At 54.5% G+C, this 16,296-nt stretch carries 15 protein-coding genes and 10 tRNA genes; 1 reads left to right on the plus strand and 24 read right to left on the minus strand.

Going from position 1 to position 16,296, the window contains the following annotated elements; all coding sequences use genetic code 11:
* Positions 1-143: 143 nt before the first annotated feature.
* The 18 genes from KNP67_RS07115 to acpS form a co-directional block, all read right to left on the minus strand.
* Positions 144-220 (minus strand) — tRNA-Ile (locus KNP67_RS07115).
* A 10-nt stretch (positions 221-230) separates the two neighbouring features.
* Positions 231-307 (minus strand) — tRNA-Arg (locus tag KNP67_RS07120).
* A gap of 4 nt (positions 308-311) precedes the next feature.
* Positions 312-399: transfer RNA gene (locus KNP67_RS07125), tRNA-Leu, on the minus strand.
* 32 nt (positions 400-431) lie between these two features.
* Positions 432-507, minus strand: a tRNA-Lys gene (locus tag KNP67_RS07130).
* A 10-nt stretch (positions 508-517) separates the two neighbouring features.
* Positions 518-589: transfer RNA gene (locus tag KNP67_RS07135), tRNA-Gln, on the minus strand.
* Between the two features lie 7 nt (positions 590-596).
* Positions 597-672: transfer RNA gene (locus KNP67_RS07140), tRNA-Asp, on the minus strand.
* Between the two features lie 23 nt (positions 673-695).
* A tRNA-Val gene (locus KNP67_RS07145) sits at positions 696-771 on the minus strand.
* A gap of 6 nt (positions 772-777) precedes the next feature.
* Positions 778-852 (minus strand) — tRNA-Glu (locus tag KNP67_RS07150).
* Positions 853-879: 27 nt separating this feature from the next.
* A tRNA-Ser gene (locus KNP67_RS07155) sits at positions 880-971 on the minus strand.
* A gap of 9 nt (positions 972-980) precedes the next feature.
* A tRNA-Asn gene (locus KNP67_RS07160) sits at positions 981-1,055 on the minus strand.
* A 209-nt stretch (positions 1,056-1,264) separates the two neighbouring features.
* Positions 1,265-3,391: a Tex family protein gene (locus KNP67_RS07165; RefSeq protein WP_214756498.1), complete on the minus strand. Its 2,127-nt coding sequence runs from the start codon at positions 3,389-3,391 to the stop codon at positions 1,265-1,267.
* Between the two features lie 75 nt (positions 3,392-3,466).
* A complete protein-coding gene (gene sigB, locus KNP67_RS07170; protein WP_016510526.1) occupies positions 3,467-4,267 on the minus strand; it encodes an RNA polymerase sigma factor SigB in 801 nt (266 codons plus the stop codon).
* The gene (rsbW, locus tag KNP67_RS07175) at positions 4,233-4,709 is read right to left on the minus strand and encodes an anti-sigma B factor RsbW (protein WP_029596221.1); all 477 of its coding nucleotides are present in this window, start codon (positions 4,707-4,709) and stop codon (positions 4,233-4,235) included. Before rsbW ends, sigB begins: the two co-directional genes overlap by 35 nt.
* Complete coding sequence (locus KNP67_RS07180) at positions 4,706-5,032, minus strand: STAS domain-containing protein (RefSeq protein WP_128123185.1); 327 nt, start codon at positions 5,030-5,032, stop codon at positions 4,706-4,708. Before KNP67_RS07180 ends, rsbW begins: the two co-directional genes overlap by 4 nt.
* A 140-nt stretch (positions 5,033-5,172) precedes the next feature.
* Entirely contained in the window at positions 5,173-5,523 is a 351-nt protein-coding gene (locus tag KNP67_RS07185) for a type II toxin-antitoxin system PemK/MazF family toxin (RefSeq protein WP_029596222.1), read from the minus strand.
* A 5-nt stretch (positions 5,524-5,528) separates the two neighbouring features.
* On the minus strand, positions 5,529-5,807 hold the full coding sequence (locus tag KNP67_RS07190; RefSeq protein ID WP_034780874.1) for a hypothetical protein: 279 nt from the start codon (positions 5,805-5,807) through the stop codon (positions 5,529-5,531).
* Positions 5,808-5,936: 129 nt separating this feature from the next.
* Positions 5,937-7,013, minus strand: coding sequence for an alanine racemase (gene alr / locus KNP67_RS07195; RefSeq protein WP_214756369.1), 1,077 nt, complete (start codon positions 7,011-7,013; stop codon positions 5,937-5,939).
* Entirely contained in the window at positions 6,991-7,368 is a 378-nt protein-coding gene (gene acpS, locus KNP67_RS07200) for a holo-ACP synthase (RefSeq protein ID WP_021068179.1), read from the minus strand. The genes alr and acpS overlap by 23 nt, the downstream gene beginning before the upstream one ends.
* Before the next feature lie 63 nt (positions 7,369-7,431).
* Here acpS and KNP67_RS07205 point away from each other — a divergent pair, with 63 nt between their 5' ends.
* On the plus strand, positions 7,432-8,157 hold the full coding sequence (locus KNP67_RS07205; RefSeq protein ID WP_034780868.1) for a rhomboid family intramembrane serine protease: 726 nt from the start codon (positions 7,432-7,434) through the stop codon (positions 8,155-8,157).
* Positions 8,158-8,205: 48 nt separating this feature from the next.
* Here KNP67_RS07205 and argF read toward each other — a convergent pair whose 3' ends face one another.
* From argF to argJ, 6 genes are read right to left on the minus strand one after another with little or no spacing between them, the layout of a single operon-like run.
* Complete coding sequence (gene argF, locus KNP67_RS07210; protein ID WP_214756371.1) at positions 8,206-9,132, minus strand: ornithine carbamoyltransferase; 927 nt, start codon at positions 9,130-9,132, stop codon at positions 8,206-8,208.
* Positions 9,129-12,149 (minus strand): carbamoyl-phosphate synthase (glutamine-hydrolyzing) large subunit, encoded by a 3,021-nt coding sequence (gene carB / locus KNP67_RS07215; protein WP_214756372.1) that lies wholly within the window; start codon positions 12,147-12,149, stop codon positions 9,129-9,131. Before carB ends, argF begins: the two co-directional genes overlap by 4 nt.
* Complete coding sequence (locus KNP67_RS07220) at positions 12,142-13,191, minus strand: carbamoyl phosphate synthase small subunit (protein WP_214756373.1); 1,050 nt, start codon at positions 13,189-13,191, stop codon at positions 12,142-12,144. Before KNP67_RS07220 ends, carB begins: the two co-directional genes overlap by 8 nt.
* Positions 13,188-14,333, minus strand: a complete 1,146-nt coding sequence (locus KNP67_RS07225) for an aspartate aminotransferase family protein (RefSeq protein WP_214756374.1) — start codon at positions 14,331-14,333, stop codon at positions 13,188-13,190. Before KNP67_RS07225 ends, KNP67_RS07220 begins: the two co-directional genes overlap by 4 nt.
* Complete coding sequence (gene argB, locus KNP67_RS07230) at positions 14,293-15,072, minus strand: acetylglutamate kinase (protein WP_214756375.1); 780 nt, start codon at positions 15,070-15,072, stop codon at positions 14,293-14,295. Before argB ends, KNP67_RS07225 begins: the two co-directional genes overlap by 41 nt.
* Positions 15,069-16,286, minus strand: a complete 1,218-nt coding sequence (gene argJ, locus KNP67_RS07235; RefSeq protein WP_214756376.1) for a bifunctional glutamate N-acetyltransferase/amino-acid acetyltransferase ArgJ — start codon at positions 16,284-16,286, stop codon at positions 15,069-15,071. The genes argB and argJ overlap by 4 nt, the downstream gene beginning before the upstream one ends.
* Positions 16,287-16,296 lie beyond the last annotated feature (10 nt).

Here is a 16,296-nt window from a genome sequence, read left to right on the forward strand (position 1 = left end):
CCGCCAGCGTTCGTCCTGAGCCAGGATCAAACTCTCCAAAGAATTTGATATAGCTCTTTAAAAATGACGAAGCTTGCGCTTCATTCAAAAATTGTAAATCGTTTTTGCCTCATCGTTCAGTTTTCAAAGTTCGTCAGTTTAAATGGTGGGCCTAAGTGGACTCGAACCACCGACCTCACGCTTATCAGGCGTGCGCTCTAACCGGCTGAGCTATAGGCCCATAATAAAAATGGTGCACCCTGAGAGATTCGAACTCCCGGCCTTTAGATTCGTAGTCTAACGCTCTATCCAGCTGAGCTAAGGGTGCATATTGGTGCGGTCGAGAGGACTTGAACCTCCACGGTGTTAACCACCACTAGGCCCTCAACCTAGCGCGTCTACCGATTCCGCCACGACCGCAGCGTATTAAGGTGTTACGAGGGATAAAAAAATGGTGAGTCATGCAGGGCTCGAACCTGCGACCCTCTGATTAAAAGTCAGATGCTCTACCAACTGAGCTAATGACTCAAATTATAAGCTGGGCCGGAAGGGATCGAACCTTCGCATGTCGGAATCAAAATCCGATGCCTTACCACTTGGCTACGGCCCAACGTAAATGGCGGTCTTGACGGGATTTGAACCCGCGATCTCCTGCGTGACAGGCAGGCATGTTAACCCCTACACCACAAGACCGTTATACGTGCTTAAATTTGAAATGGTGGAGGATGACGGGATCGAACCGCCGACCCCCTGCTTGTAAGGCAGGTGCTCTCCCAGCTGAGCTAATCCTCCGTATGATGGTGACCCGTACGGGATTCGAACCCGTGTTACCGCCGTGAAAGGGCGGTGTCTTAACCGCTTGACCAACGGGCCAGATGTATGTGTTTTCTAAAAATTAAGTGGCGGAGACGGAGGGATTCGAACCCTCGCACCGGTTTCCCAGCCTACTCCCTTAGCAGGGGAGCCCCTTATAGCCTCTTGGGTACGTCTCCAAAATAAAATGGCTCCGCAAGTAGGATTTGAACCTACGACCTACCGGTTAACAGCCGGTTGCTCTACCACTGAGCTATTGCGGAACGTTGCTTGAATTTATCGAAGTAACGATTTAAATTGTAACCGCAAACCAGAAACCTGTCAATCACTTTTTTAGAAAAGCTTTAATATTCCATGTCGTCTCTCGGCGACTTCTATAAGATAGCACGGGCAGAAAAGACCGTCAACACTTTTTTATAAAAAAACCCGAGCAAAATAAAAAACATTTTGCCCGGTACTAGTTCCTTCTTATTTAAGGCTTCGGCTCCAACATCGTGAGACTAATCCGTCCACGATTGGCGTCCACTTGTTCGATCCATACGGTGACGATATCACCGACTGCGACGACATCAAGCGGATGCTTGACGTAGCGATTCGACAATTTCGAAATATGGACGAGTCCATCTTGCTTCACCCCGATATCAACGAACGCCCCAAAGTCGATGACGTTTCGCACCGTCCCTTGGAACTCCATCCCCACTTGAAGGTCCTCCAAGTTCATAACGTCGGTCCGAAGCAATGGTTTCTGAATATCTTCGCGCGGGTCACGTCCAGGCTTCGCGAGCGACTTCAAGATATCTTCGACTGTCGGTAATCCGGCATCTAGCTTCTCACTTAGCACTTTGGCATCGACCGTCTTTAATCGTTCCCGCAGTTCGGCCGTGCCTACCGCTTGCTTCGAAACACCGAGTTCCTTCAATAGAGAGAGTGTCAATTTATAGCTCTCTGGATGAATCTCCGTCTGGTCGAGCACATCACTCCCATTCGTGATCCGTAAAAAGCCGGCTGCTTGTTCATACGCCTTCGCTCCAAGACGTGGTACTTTCTTGATTTCTTTCCGTGTATCAAACCGGCCGAACTCGTCACGATACGCGACAATATTTTTAGCCGTCGTCTTATTCAATCCGGATACATACGTGAGCAGTGACTCCGAAGCCCGGTTCACATCGACGCCGACCATGTTGACGACACTCTCGACAACGAACTCGAGCGACCCTTTCAACTTGTTCTGACTGACGTCATGCTGATATTGCCCGACCCCGACAGACTGCGGATCGACTTTGACGAGTTCCGCCATCGCGTCTTGAATGCGTCGAGCAATCGAGACGGCCGAACGTTCTTCCACTTTCAATTCCGGGAACTCTGATCGGGCAATTTCTGAAGCCGAATAGACACTCGCCCCCGCCTCGTTGACGATGGCATAGGCTATCTCGCGTTCCGCCTTCTTTAGCCAGTTCGATACGAACTGTTCCGTCTCACGGGATGCGGTCCCATTCCCGATGACGATAACCGAGATTGGATAACGTTTCACGAGTGACGCCAACACTTTCTCTGAGCCCGCGACATCGTGTTTCGGTGCCGTCGGATAGAAGACACCGACCTCTTCGACTTTTCCGATTTCATTGACGACGGCCCATTTACAACCTGTGCGATAGGCTGGGTCAATTCCTAGGACGACGACCTCACGAAGCGGTGGTTGCATGTAGAGCTGTTTCAAGTTTTTTGAGAACACGTCGATTGCCTGTTCTTCAGCCGTCTCAGTCAACTCGCTCCGGACCTCGCGTTCGATGGCCGGGAACACCGACTTCTTGAAGGCGTCCTTCACGGCGAGCGTAACGAGTTCACGTTTCTCCGTCGGCAAGCGGTCAAACTTGCCGAGCGCTTGTCGCATGAAACCCGTCTCGTCGAAGACGATCTTCACTTGCAACACATCCGTGCGCTCTCCACGGTTCAAGGCGAGGATTCGGTGTGGGACGATTCCTGCGATTTTCTCTTCATATTCATAATACTGGGCGAACACTTCTTTCTCATCTTCCGCCTGCTTTTTCTTCTGTGAACGAAGGAGCGCCTCTTTCCGGACTCGTGTACGGAGTGATTGTCGAAGCGTCGCCACTTCGCCCCACTCCTCCCCGATAATCGATTGGACGAACGGAAGTGCTTCTTCAAGCGAGAGGTCCCCTGCTAACGACTGCGCTTCGGTCACCGAATATGGTGTTGGTTGACGATACCAGTCAGCGAGCGGTTGGAGCCCTTTCTCCCGACCTTGTTCGGCTTTCGTCCGTCGTTTCGGACGATACGGAAGGTAGATGTCATCGACTTGTTGCAGGCTCGTCGCCGTTTCAAGCGCACGGGTCAACTCTGGTGTCGCCTTCTCAAGTTCTTCGAGTTTGGCGAGGACGTCCGTCTTACGTTTGTGCAAACTCTCTTCATATTGTAAGGCATCGAGAATGGCTTTGATTTCCACTTCATCGAGATTACCGGTCATTTCTTTACGGTACCGGGCCATGAACGGAATCGTCGCTCCGTCCGCGGCGAGTTGTTGCACCGTCTCGACTTGACTCGTCTTCAACTTCAAATCTTTTGCGATTTTCGTAATCAATCGAATCACTTCCTTTTCTCTTCTCTCTTGAAGTGTAGCAAACTCACGCGTGGACGACAAAAAAACGATGACCGTTTAGTCATCGTTTGAGAATACTTCATTGAGCGGGACTTTGATGGCCTCGCGTAATTTCTCGAGCGCACGACGCTGTAAGCGCGATACGTGCATCTGTGAAATCCCAAGGAGCTCACCCGTCTCTTTTTGGCTCATGTTTTTATAATAAGCACATTCCAGAATCGCCTGTTCCCGTTCATTCAACACGCTGAACGCTTTTTCAAGGATGAGGCGCTGGTCAACCGATTCGTAACCACGTTCTTGACTCCCGACGAGGTCTAGGAGCGTGACGGTCGAACCTTCGTTGTCCGCTTCGATTGAGCTGTCGACGGAAAGGGCTTGGTAGCTCTTACCCATCTCGAGCGTTTCGAGAATCTCTTCATCCGATACGCCAAGATAATCGGCAATCTCATCTATGCGCGGTGAGCGTTGCAATTCGGTCGTCAATTCTTCGACCGTCTTCTTGATTTTCGGTCCAAGCTCTTTGATTCGGCGTGGGACGTGGACGCTCCACGTCTTGTCCCGGATGAAACGCTTGATTTCACCGATAATCGTCGGAACGGCGAACGACTCGAAACTGCGTCCAAACTCAGGGTCGAAACGGCGGAGGGCAGCGAGAAGTCCGATCATCCCGACTTGAACGAGATCATCATGGATGGCCCGGCCCCGCGAAAACTTTCGCGCGAGCGCCTCAACGAGGTCTGAGTATCGGTTGATGAGGAGCATTTGGACTTCTTCATTTTGATCGTCCTGTTGATAACGCTCAATCCACTCTAATACTTCATCATCACTGTGATGGCGTTGTTGAGATTTTGCTGGCACTCTGATCCACCTCGTCCCTGTTAAGGAGTTTCGTCATCGTCACCTTGACACCATTGTCCTTGTTGATCGAGACGTCATCCATTAAGGCTTCAATGAGGAAAAGACCGAGTCCTCCTTCGTGAAGCGATTCGATTTCAGCCGTCTCTTCGACTGGCGCCGCTTGGCGTTTCACGTCGTCGGCAAATGTTTTGCCCGAGTCTTCAATCGTCATTTCGAGACGATCTTCATAAACGCCGCACGTGAGCTTCACTTCACCCTCTTGATCTTCATAGGCATGTTGAACAGCATTGCCACAGGCTTCCGAGACCGCGATTTTAATATCTTCGATCTCGTCGTACGTATATCCCATACGGTTAGCGATTCCTGAGACGACTAAACGGACCACACCGACATACTCCGGTTTGGCCGGGAACGTCATCACCGTCTGTTCGATGTTACTCATTGCGTGCCACCTCTTACGTTTGTATTGATCGAAAGCAACTTGTGCAGTCCTGTCAATTCAAAGAGACGATTGACGCGGTCGGTGACGCCGACGAGCGACAACTCTTTCTCATTACGTTTGGCTATTTTAAGGGCACCGACAAATACGCCGAGACCAGTTGAATCCATATAGTCCACTTCATCCAAATGAACGGTGACGTCTTGGTCCGTGATTGCCGGGTGCAAGACTTCCTTCAATTTTGGTGCGGTATATGTATCCACTTCTCCGGATACGTAAAGGTGTAATTGTTCTCCAATGACTTGCTCGCGAATCGCTAAATCCATCGTATATTCCCTCCTAATGTGCGTACAGAAAAATTGAGTACGATTAAACTAAATTCCCGTTTTACAGAATTCTAAACTATTTTTCAAAGATTTTTTTGAAAAAAAACCGATACCCATGTATCGGTTTCTTTATATGTAAGCTAGAGAGGGATTAATCCCAGACTAATCTCTAGCGCTCGGTCAACTTTGTGCATCGTCTCATCATCAAGATGAGTGACTTTATCCGTCAGACGACGCTTATCAATCGTTCGAATCTGTTCAAGTAAAATCACGGAATCTCGTTCGAGACCATGTTTGACTTGATATACCTCTACATGAGTCGGCAGTTTTGCTTTCTGGATCTGAGCCGTAATCGCAGCGACAATGACGGTCGGGCTAAAGCGATTGCCGATATCGTTTTGAATGACGAGAACCGGACGAACTCCACCTTGCTCTGAACCGACTACGGGCGACAGATTCGCATAAAACACGTCACCACGCTTTACGATCACTCCGCTCACACCCCGCTTACTTGACGTAAGAGAGCATGTTCGGCTTCCGTCTCAATCATCAGCATCTCTTCTGCCATATTCAAATTAAACGCGGCCATCTCTTGATAGCCTCTCGCCAATTCTTCGCGCAGTGTTTGTTGTCGATCAGCAATTTCTTTGGACAAGTACGTCACTACATCGTTCAATGACAATGATTCACGGTCTTTCATCGAAATCGGACCCCCATGCTGCGAGAACCGATCTGGAACGGACGCTAAAGCACCCGCAGTTCGCTGTTTCAACATCTTACACCTCCAGAATCGTTTCAATGACTGGCGGAAATATTCCCGCGTTCTTTACCAATATAACACGCGAGTTTGGGAAAATATAGAGAATTCCCGAAAGAATTCAGATAATTTCACACGTTTTCCGCTTTACACATAACGTCGCGGGAGGCGATTCGTTAATTGGCAGACGACCTCATAGTTGATCGTCTCGAGATGCGTGGCCAGTTCGTCAATCGCGACTGGTCCGCCGATGAGCGTGACCACAGTCCCGACCGGCAGCTCTTTAGGAAGCCTCACCATGAAGCGATCCATGCAGACACGACCGATAATGGGACAGCGCTCTCCATTGACGTCTACTTCGAAGCCGCTCGCTTTACGGATCCAGCCGTCGGCATATCCGACCGGCACGGTACCGATCCACTCATCTTCAGTCGTCGTATACGTCGCCCCGTAGCTGATCGTCTGTCCAGCTTCGAGTTGCTTCACTTGCATGAGCTTGCTCTTCAACGTGAAGGCCGGTCGTAAAAATGAATAGAAGGAAGCCATCTCAGCTGACGGGTAGAGCCCATAAATCGCAATTCCGACCCGCACCACGTTGTACGGCACGTCTTGTCCAGCCATGCGGATCGCCCCGGCCGAGTTTGACGTATGAATGTAGCGGAATCGCGAGTGGAGTCCATCTATCAACTGACCAAATCGCTCCTGCTGCTCATAGTAAAGCTCACTGTCCGGCTCATCCGCCGTCGCAAAGTGCGTATAGATCCCTTCGACGATAAAACGGTCATCTGCCGCTTCTAAAAGGGCATCAAGTTCGGCGCGGGTCCGCAAACCGAGACGACCCATCCCCGTGTCGACTTTCACATGAACGGTGAGCGGACGGTCAGATAGATGCGTGCGCGCCTCACGCAACCAGTCGGCCGAAAAGACTGACAACGTCACATCGTGTTCGGCGGCGACGCCCGCATATTCTGGGAACTGGGCCTCCATGACGAGAATCGGCGCTTTAATCCCGGCCTCTCGGAGCTGGATTGCCTCCTCGAGTAAGGCCACACCGAGCATCGTCGCTCCGTTATCAAGCGCAATCTTTGCCACTTCGACGGCACCATGCCCGTAAGCGTTCGCTTTGACGACGGCCATGAGCGCTTGCGGGATCCGTTTTTTGATTTCGATTACGTTATGTTTGATCGCCGCCCGATCGATTTCAATCCAACTTGGACGAAACATCGTGATCCCCCTCTTCAATGATGACTTGTGCCACGGCATATTGCTCGCTGTGGCTGATACTCATATGAATCCGGCCTGAGTACGGCGCCGTCATATGCGGTCGCCCGGCCTCATCCGGTAAGATTTCGATTTGTTGCCACGACAGGCCCCGGGCAATCCCGGTCCCGACTGCTTTGGCATACGCTTCTTTCGCCGCAAATCGTCCAGCGACGAATTCGATGCGCCGTTGTTCTGGATAGGCGTCCGCAAGCGCCCGCTCGGCTTCGGTCAACAGACGTGCGACGAAACGGTCATTTTTGAGCGAGCGAGCAATCCGCTCGAGCTCGACGATATCGATTCCGATCCCCACAATCACAGGACACTCGCTCCTTTCCTTTTTCACTCGTTTCCTTATACAATTAAGGAAAGAGGTGATGCTATGTTTAGTCGTACTGAGAATGTTCAAACGTTCGTCCGGGCGTATCCGCTCGTAACGCTGTTCATTGTAATCCAACTGCTCGTGTTTGTCATCGATTCTTTGGTCCCCGACCTCCGGATTGTCGCACTCGGCGGGTCATTCCATCTCGCACTCGCCCAAGGGGAATGGTACCGTCTCTTGACGGCCAACTTCATCCATTTAGGGCTCGGTCATTTGCTGTTCAACTCGTTCGCTTTGATTATCTTTGGACCCGCCATGGAACGCATGGTCGGTCACATCAAGTTCGCCGTGTTCTATATCGTGGCCGGTGTGCTTGCCAATTTGCTCACGTTCTTCACGGTGAGTGAACTGTTCTACCTGCAAGCCGGTGCTTCAGGTGCGATTTTAGCGATTCTCGGCTTTTATGTGTACATCGGTCGGTTCCGCCGGACGCTCATCTACAGCCAGGACGCTCGACTCGTCTATATCTTCGTCGCCATCAGCGCCGTGTTCACGCTCATCGGCGCGAACGTGTCACTTTGGGGACATGTGTATGGTTTCCTCGCCGGGTTCTTGCTCGCGATTCCGCTCTCCCGGTTCGCGGTGCCGTATTCGCGCCCGCTCCGTTACGGGAAGTACAAGCCACGCAAGTATTCCCCGCCCATCATTCATACGGGTGAAGGCAAATGGATTTTCTACGTGATCGTCGGATTGGCCGTGTTCGGCCTGTTCGCCCGCTTCTTATGACAGTAATAAAGAGAGGATTCGCCCGAGCGGCGAATCCTCTCTTTTCGTTTAGCCGAGCAAGGTGAGCATGAGCGCCTTTTGCGCGTGCAATCGATTCTCAGCTTGATCGAACACGACCGATTGCGGACCGTCGATGACGTCGGCCGTCACTTCTTCGCCGCGATGGGCCGGGAGACAGTGCAGGAAAATCGCATCTGACTTCGCTTGCTGCATGAGCGAAGCATCGACTTGGAACGTCGCAAACTGCGTCAACCGTTCCGCCGCTTCCGCTTCTTGCCCCATGCTCGCGAACACATCCGTGTAAATGACGTCCGCACCCGCTGCCGCAGCGACCGGGTCTTGCCACAACGTAACGCTGCCTCCAGTAGTCGCCGCGAGTTCATTCGCCCGTTCGAAAATCTCGGTCTCGACCGTATATGCTTCCGGCGAGGCGATGCGGATGTGCATCCCGCTGAGCGCGCCCCCGATCATGAGCGAGTGGGCCATATTGTTCCCGTCGCCGATGTACGTCAACGTCTTACCTGTTCTCGTGCCGAACACTTCCTCGACCGTCAACAAGTCGGCGAGTACTTGGCATGGGTGATGGGAATCGGTCAATCCGTTGATGATTGGAATCGAACCTGCCGAAGCGAGCGTCTCGACCGTCGCGTGGGCATACGTCCGAATCATGAGCGCATCGACATAACGGCTCATGACTTGAATCGTATCCGTCAGCGGCTCCCCACGCCCGATTTGTAAATCACTGCTGCTCAAGGACAGCGGATAACCGCCGAGTTCGACGACACCGACCTCGAACGACATCCGGGTCCGGGTCGAGGCCTTCTCGAACAAGAGCGCCACTTTCTTGCCGGCGAGCGCCGACTGGAACGCTTCCGGCTGTCGTTTGACCTTGGCCGCGAGTCCAAGCAAGTCGTCGAGTGCGGACGGAGTCAGTTCCTCGAGTGTCAGTAGATGATTGATTGTTTTCGTCGTCATAATGGTAGTCCCTCTCCTGTCTGCATCGTTTGAAGTGAACGGACCGGCATCGGTTCCGCTTGCATCGCTTGTTGATAGTACTCGGCAAGATGTGTCTCCGAGATGACGTGGACGCCGTTGCGGACGGCCGTCTCACGTGCCGCTTGTTCTTCTGGTGCGTTTGAAAATAGGACCGACACGTTTTGGAACTCGGTCGTCTCATCGAGCGCTTGATCACTATATGATGACCAGCCTTGGCCGGCTACGGTCTCAGTCCGATTCATGATGCGCGCCGTCGTCGCATCGTAACAGAAGCGTTCGGACACGTAAGGGGTCATGCTGAATTGGAGTGTCTCTCCAGTCGAGCGCATGACGGGGCCGCTGAGCGGGTCGACGCCCGGCAATTTCAAACTCGAGAACACCGGTGTCTTGATGGCATAGCCGCTCCATACCGGACGTGCCTCTGGGACGACGGTTGCCAACTCATGGCCGAACGCCGCGAGCGTCGCCCATTCGATGAGTGGTTCCCCGGTCACTTTACTGACGATCGGGACCGTCCGAGATGCACGCGGATTGATTTCGAGCACGTAGATGACGTCGTCTTTCAACACGAATTGGATATTGAGCGCACCCTTATATGCGAGCGCTTGACCAATCGTTTGAACGATGGCTTCAATCTCGGCTTGTTGCGCGCGTGACGTTTTGACCGGCGGCAGAATCATCGTCGAATCGCCCGAATGGACACCGGCTGCCTCAATCTGTTCGAGCAAGGCCGGAATGTAGACGGTTTTCCCGTCAGTGACACAGTCGACTTCGAGTTCACGTCCATCGACATACGCATCGACGAGGAGCGGATAAGTCAAGTGCGGTTCGACTTGAGCCAACTCCGCCGCAGTCCGGATGATATACATGCCTTTTCCACCGATGACGTAGGAGGGACGGACGACACATGGATACCCGAGACGATCGATCGCGGACGTCAACTCGTCAACTGATCCGACCTCTTCTCCAGGGATGTGGGCCACCCCGATTTCGTCAAGGAATTGATAGAACCGATCCCGGTCCTCCATTTGATCGATGACGTCTGCCGTCGCCCCGAGCAAGTGGTAGCCTTTGGTTTCTAGCGCACGGGCGAGTGAGATGCCGGTCTGGCCGCCGAACTGGATGAGGACGTCCTGACAGCCTTCTGCCTCCAATACGTGGACGACATCTTCAAACGTCAACGGTTCGACGTACAGTTTGTCTGCGACCGTGAAGTCGGTTGACACCGTCTCCGGATTGTTGTTGATCATAATCGTCTCGACCCCGAGCTTTTGAAGGGCCCAGACAGCGTGCACCGAACTGTAATCGAACTCGATACCTTGCCCGATGCGAATCGGCCCTGACCCGATGATGGCGACTTTCGGGCGCTCGCTCGGCACGACTTCAGACGTCCCGTGCCACGACCCGTAAAAGTACGGTGTGTGGCTCTCGAACTCGGCGGCACACGTATCAATCATCTGATAGACCGGATGGATGTCGTGTTCGAGCCGCATCGCTGCGACTGCGTCGGCCGTGACGTTCATCTGTTGCGCAATCTGGGCGTCAGTGAAACCGAACCGTTTCGCTTGCAACAAGTTTTCTTTCATAGACAGGTCCAGACGGATTGTCGTCACGAGTCGCTCGAACGTCATCATGAAGTGCGGGGCGATACCCGTCAGCGCTTCAAGCTGTGACGCCGTGGCGATTCCCCGATCGAGTAACGCGAGGCACGCCAGGAGACGACGATCGGTCGGTGCCGAAATTTCAGCGTAGAGCGCGTCAGGATCAGCTGTCGCCATCCAACTCGGATAGAGCGGACTCTGCTCGACACCGGCACCGCGCCACGCTTTCTGTAGCGCTTCTTCGAGTGTTTTGCCCATCGCCATGCTCTCCCCGGTCGCTTTCATCTGCGGTCCGAGCGTCCGGTCCGTCCCATTGAACAAATCGAACGGGAACGTCGGCACTTTCGCCGTCACATAATCGAGGGCCGGCTCGAAGCTCGCCATCGTCCCGTTCGTGACGGGATTGATGCAATCGTCGAGTCGTTCCCCGAGGGCAAGACGGGTGGCAATCTTCGCAATCGGATAACCGGTCGCCTTCGAGGCGAGCGCCGAGCTACGTGAGACACGCGGGTTCACTTCAATCACGTAATAGGCGTCTTCCGTCGGATGAACGGCGAACTGGATGTTACACCCGCCGACGACACCAAGTGCCGAGACGATTCGGAACGCGGCGCTCCGTAACGTCTGATGCATGACATCCGATAGTGTCTGGGCCGGGGCGAACACGACCGAATCGCCCGTATGGACGCCGACCGGGTCGATGTTTTCCATGTTGCAGACGATGATACACGTCCCGTTGGCGTCGCGCATGACCTCATATTCGAACTCTTTATACCCGGCGATACTCTGCTCGATTAAACACTGCGAGATGGGACTCGCCTCGAGACCACGTTGCGCAAGCGTATAGGCGGCATCAATCGTCTCCGCAATCCCGCCGCCGGTACCGCCGAGCGTGAACGCCGGACGGACGATGAGCGGGACGCCCGTCTCGGCGATAAAGCCGTCAAGGGCTTCGATCGATTCGATGGTCGTGCTGACGGGGAGCGGTTCCCCAAGTTCGTTCATCTTCTGTTTGAACCGTTCGCGGTCCTCCCCGTCGCGAATCGTCTCGAGCGACGTCCCAAGGAGGGCGATCCCGTATCGTTCGAGCACACCGGCCTCGTCCAAGGCGAGCGCCAAATTGAGGGCGGTCTGCCCGCCGACCGTGGCAAGCAAGTGGGTCGGACGTTCTGTCTCGATAATCAACTCGGCCTTCTCTAACGTCATCGCCTCGATGTATGTGTGATCGGCCAAACCGGGATCAGTCATGATCGTGGCCGGGTTCGAGTTGAAGAGCACGACCTCACAGCCTGCTTCTCGAAGCGCTTGGCACGCCTGTGTGCCCGAATAGTCAAACTCGGCCGCCTGTCCGATGATAATCGGACCTGAACCGATGACGAGTACTTTCTTATGCATAGACGTTCACCCCTTGCTGAATCATTTCGTCGAAGCGGTCAAAGATGGCTTGTGCTTCCTTTGGTCCCGGACTGGCCTCCGGATGAAACTGGGCCGAGAGAATCGGGGCCGTCCGGTGCAATGTCCCTTCGACCGACAAATCGTTCACGTTCTCAAATAGTAGCTCGAGCGGCGTCGCTTCCAAACTGTCCCGTTTGACGACGTACCCGTGATTTTGCGACGTCATCCACACTTCACCCGTCTGGACGTTCCGGACCGGATGATTGGATCCGCGGTGTCCGTAAGCCTGTTTTTCAATCTCACACCCGAAGGCGAGCGCGAGCAGTTGATGGCCCATACAAATGCCGAGCGTCGGATACGCCAGTGACACTTCACGCACATCCTCGAGGTAGTCGATTAAATCACGTGGGTCTCCCGGACCGTTCGACACGAGAATCCCGGTCGGCGCGAGCGCGTGGACTTGGGCGGCCGTCGTATCGAACGGAACGACTGTCACCGCGTACCCTCGCTCCACCATCGCTTGAACCATCGACGCCTTCACGCCGAAATCAAGACAGACGATATGTCCGCTCGCCCCGTCGCCGTGACGCACATGACTTGGCGTCGAAACGGTCTCCGTAATCTGATGTAGGTCCCCATCGAACGACACATCCGATTCCGACGTCATCACACCCCACTGATCCCCGTGTTCACGGAGGGCATGGACGAGCGAGCGCGTGTCGACGTCAGACAGTACCGGCACACCGGACTGCTCCAACCAATCCTTCAAGTCGGTCGCCGCCCCGTTGCCAGCTAACGTCTGGACGAGCACGCCCGCCACTTGAATGTCCGCACTTTCAGATGCTGCGTCGGTCAACCCATATTGTCCGATGAGCGGATATGTGAACGCGACGATTTGACCGGCGTACGAAGGATCGGTCAACACTTCTTGATAACCGGTCATCCCTGTGAAGAAGACGACCTCCCCTTTCGCCGAGCGCGCACTCGTCTCCCACGTCCCGTTGAACTGTTGACCGCTTTGTAACGTCACTGTCCCCGTCATGACACCATCTCCTTTGTAATCACATGTCCAATGATTGCGAGCGCCTCATCCACTTCGGCTTCTGTAAGCAACAAAGACGGCAAGAAGCGAATCACGTCAGGACCTGCCGCAACGACCAAGAGGCCAGCGTCTCGCAACTGTTCGATCCATGCCGCGACCGATTGCGTCGCGACGAGCCCGAGCATCAAACCGAGTCCACGTACCTCGGTGAATGTCTCTCCGTCGACAAATTGTTCCAAGCCCGCTCGTAATCGCGCGCCCATCGCATTGACGTGGGCAAGTGCGTCCGCCTCGAACAAAATGTCGAGCGTCGCTTCCGCCGCGGCCATCGCGAGCGGATTGCCGCCGAACGTCGAACCGTGACTGCCAGCCGTGAAGACGTGTTCCGCACCTGCTGCTGTCAAAATCGCTCCGACGGGAAAACCACTACCGAGCCCTTTCGCGAGCGTGACGACGTCCGGTTTAAGCGGTGTCTGTTCGAACGCGAAACGGGTACCTGTGCGGGCAATCCCGGTCTGCACCTCATCGACGACGATTTTGACACCATGCTCAGTCGCTTTCGCTTGAAGCGCTTCGAGCCATGCCGCGTCAGCGACGACGACCCCACCCTCGCCTTGGACGATTTCGAGCCAGACCGCAGCCGTCTCGTCGTCAATCATGTTGAGCGCGTCCATGTCGTTGAACGGTGCATGCACAAAATCGGCCACCATCGGCCCGAACCCGGCTTTGACCTTGTCTTGTCCGGTCGCCCCGAGCATGGCGAACGAGCGACCGTGGAACGATTTCGTGAACGTCACGATTTTTGTCTTGTTCGTCCATTTCCGAATCAATTTGAATGCCCCTTCGTTCGCCTCGGTCCCGCTGTTACAGAAGAACGCATGCGTCAAATGCGTCCCTGACATGAGCGTCTCGGCGACGCGCGCTTGCCCGCTGATGTTGTAAAGGTTCGAGGTGTGCCACACTTTTTGAAGCTGCGCCTCTAGCGTTTGGCTCACGTGCGGATGACGATGACCCGTCCCGCAGACGGCGATGCCCATGACGAAATCGAGATACCGCTTCCCCGCCGTATCGGTCACGTAGGACCCGCTCGCCTGCTCAATCTCAATATGTCGTTGTCCGTATGTCGGTAGTAGTGAATGCATGGTGCACCTCCTGTAGTGTTGTCCCGGGATGAACCGGGTCCTTGCCGTCACGGATGACGGCGACTTCAATCCCTCCTGCTAGAGCTGCTAAGAGCGCCTCGGTTTTCGGGATCATCCCCCCATAGATATCCCCTGTGGCGATGGCCGTTTGGATGTCTTCACGTGTCAGCGTTTGACGGAACGTCCCATCAATCCGGATACCTGGGACGTCAGTGATCATTTCAAAACGGTCGGCCTGCAACGCGATCGCGACTGCGATCGCACAATCGTCTCCGTTACAGTTCAACGTGCCGTCCGGTCCTTGTAACAGTGATGTCACGACAGGCACGTACCGACTCGCGAGCAACAGCTCGAACAAGTCTGTCTCGACATGGTCAACTTCGCCGACCGCCCCGAGCTCCACCAACTGCTTTCCTGTCAGCGTCTGTCCGTCCACACCCGAGAGACCGACCGCTTGAATCTGATGACGTCCGAGGGCAGCGACGATTTCGGTCTGCATCTCCCCCGCGAGCACACGCTCGGCTCCCGTTAACACGTCTGCGGTCGTGACACGACGTCCGTCTTGAAACACCGGTTCGATTTGTTGGTGCTCGCAATAAGCGGACAACGCAGGTCCACCCCCATGGATGAGTACGAGTTCATGCCCTGCGTCGAGCCATGCCTGCCATTCTTTGAAATAGTCCGGATGGAGCGTGTCCCAAACGCTCCCGCCGAGTTTGACGATTTTCCGTTGTTTCATGTCCGGTAACTCGCGTTGATTTTGACGTAATCGTAAGTCAAATCGCAGCCGTACGCCTGACCTTGTCCGGTGCCGTCCTGCAATCGGATTTGGATCGAGACGACGTCTTGTCCCATCTCTTCTGTCGCGAGCGCCTCATCGAACCAGACCGGCGCACTTTCCATCAGCACATGCTGTGACCCGATGCGGATGTCGACGTGGTTCACGTCAATCGGTTGCTCCGATGCACCGATGGCGGCGATGATGCGTCCCCAGTTCGCATCTTGTCCATAGACGGCCGTCTTCACGAGCGACGAGCCGACGACTTGTTTCGCAATCATCCGAGCCGCCTCATCCGTCTTCGCCCCGACGACCTCGACCTCAATCAATTTCGTCGCCCCTTCCCCGTCACGAGCAATCGCCTTGGCGAGATCTGTGCACACGTCCGTCAACGCTTGGCAGAAGCGGTCATAGGCTGGTGTCCCTTCGATGATTTCATCCATCTCGGTCAGTCCGCTCGCCAAAGCGAGCACCATATCGTTCGTCGAACTGTCCCCGTCGACGGTGATGCTGTTAAACGAGGCGTCCACGCTCTGTTTCAGCGCCCGTTGTAACACGTTGGGCGCGATGACGGCATCGGTCGTGATGAAGCCGAGCATCGTCGCCATGTTCGGATGAATCATTCCCGAGCCTTTGGCCACACCTGCGATTGTCACGGTCGCGCCTCCTTCGGTGTACTCGACGCCCGTACATTTTGTTCCCGTATCGGTCGTCAAAATCGCTTCCGCGAACGACTCCGCCCCCATCTCCTCATGGATCGGTTCAAGCAAATCGATTCCGTTCAAGAGCGCCTCCATCGGCAACAGTTGACCGATGACACCGGTCGAGGCAATCGCCACTTCTTCCGGTTTGACCCCGATATGTTCGGCCGCCTTATCGCGCATCGTATACGCGTCCTCGAGCCCTTGCGGACCGGTGCAGGCGTTGGCATTTCCACTGTTAATCAAGACGGCACGAATCTTCCCGCTCGACGCGTGTAGCGTTTCTTTCGTCACTTGAATCGGAGCCGCTTGAAATTGGTTCGTCGTATACACCGCGGCGGCACTAGCCAACTGTTCGCAGACGAGCAGGGCTAAATCCTTACGCTTTCGTTTCAGTCCGGCGTGAACCCCGCACGCTTGAAACCCTTTCGGCGTGACGACGTGGACGACAGGGCTGATCGTTGTTTCAATCATTCGTTCTACC

Origin of the sequence: Exiguobacterium sp. s157 (assembly GCF_018618205.1) — a bacterium.
In the GTDB taxonomy this organism is placed as follows: Bacteria; Bacillota; Bacilli; order Exiguobacteriales; family Exiguobacteriaceae; genus Exiguobacterium; species Exiguobacterium chiriqhucha.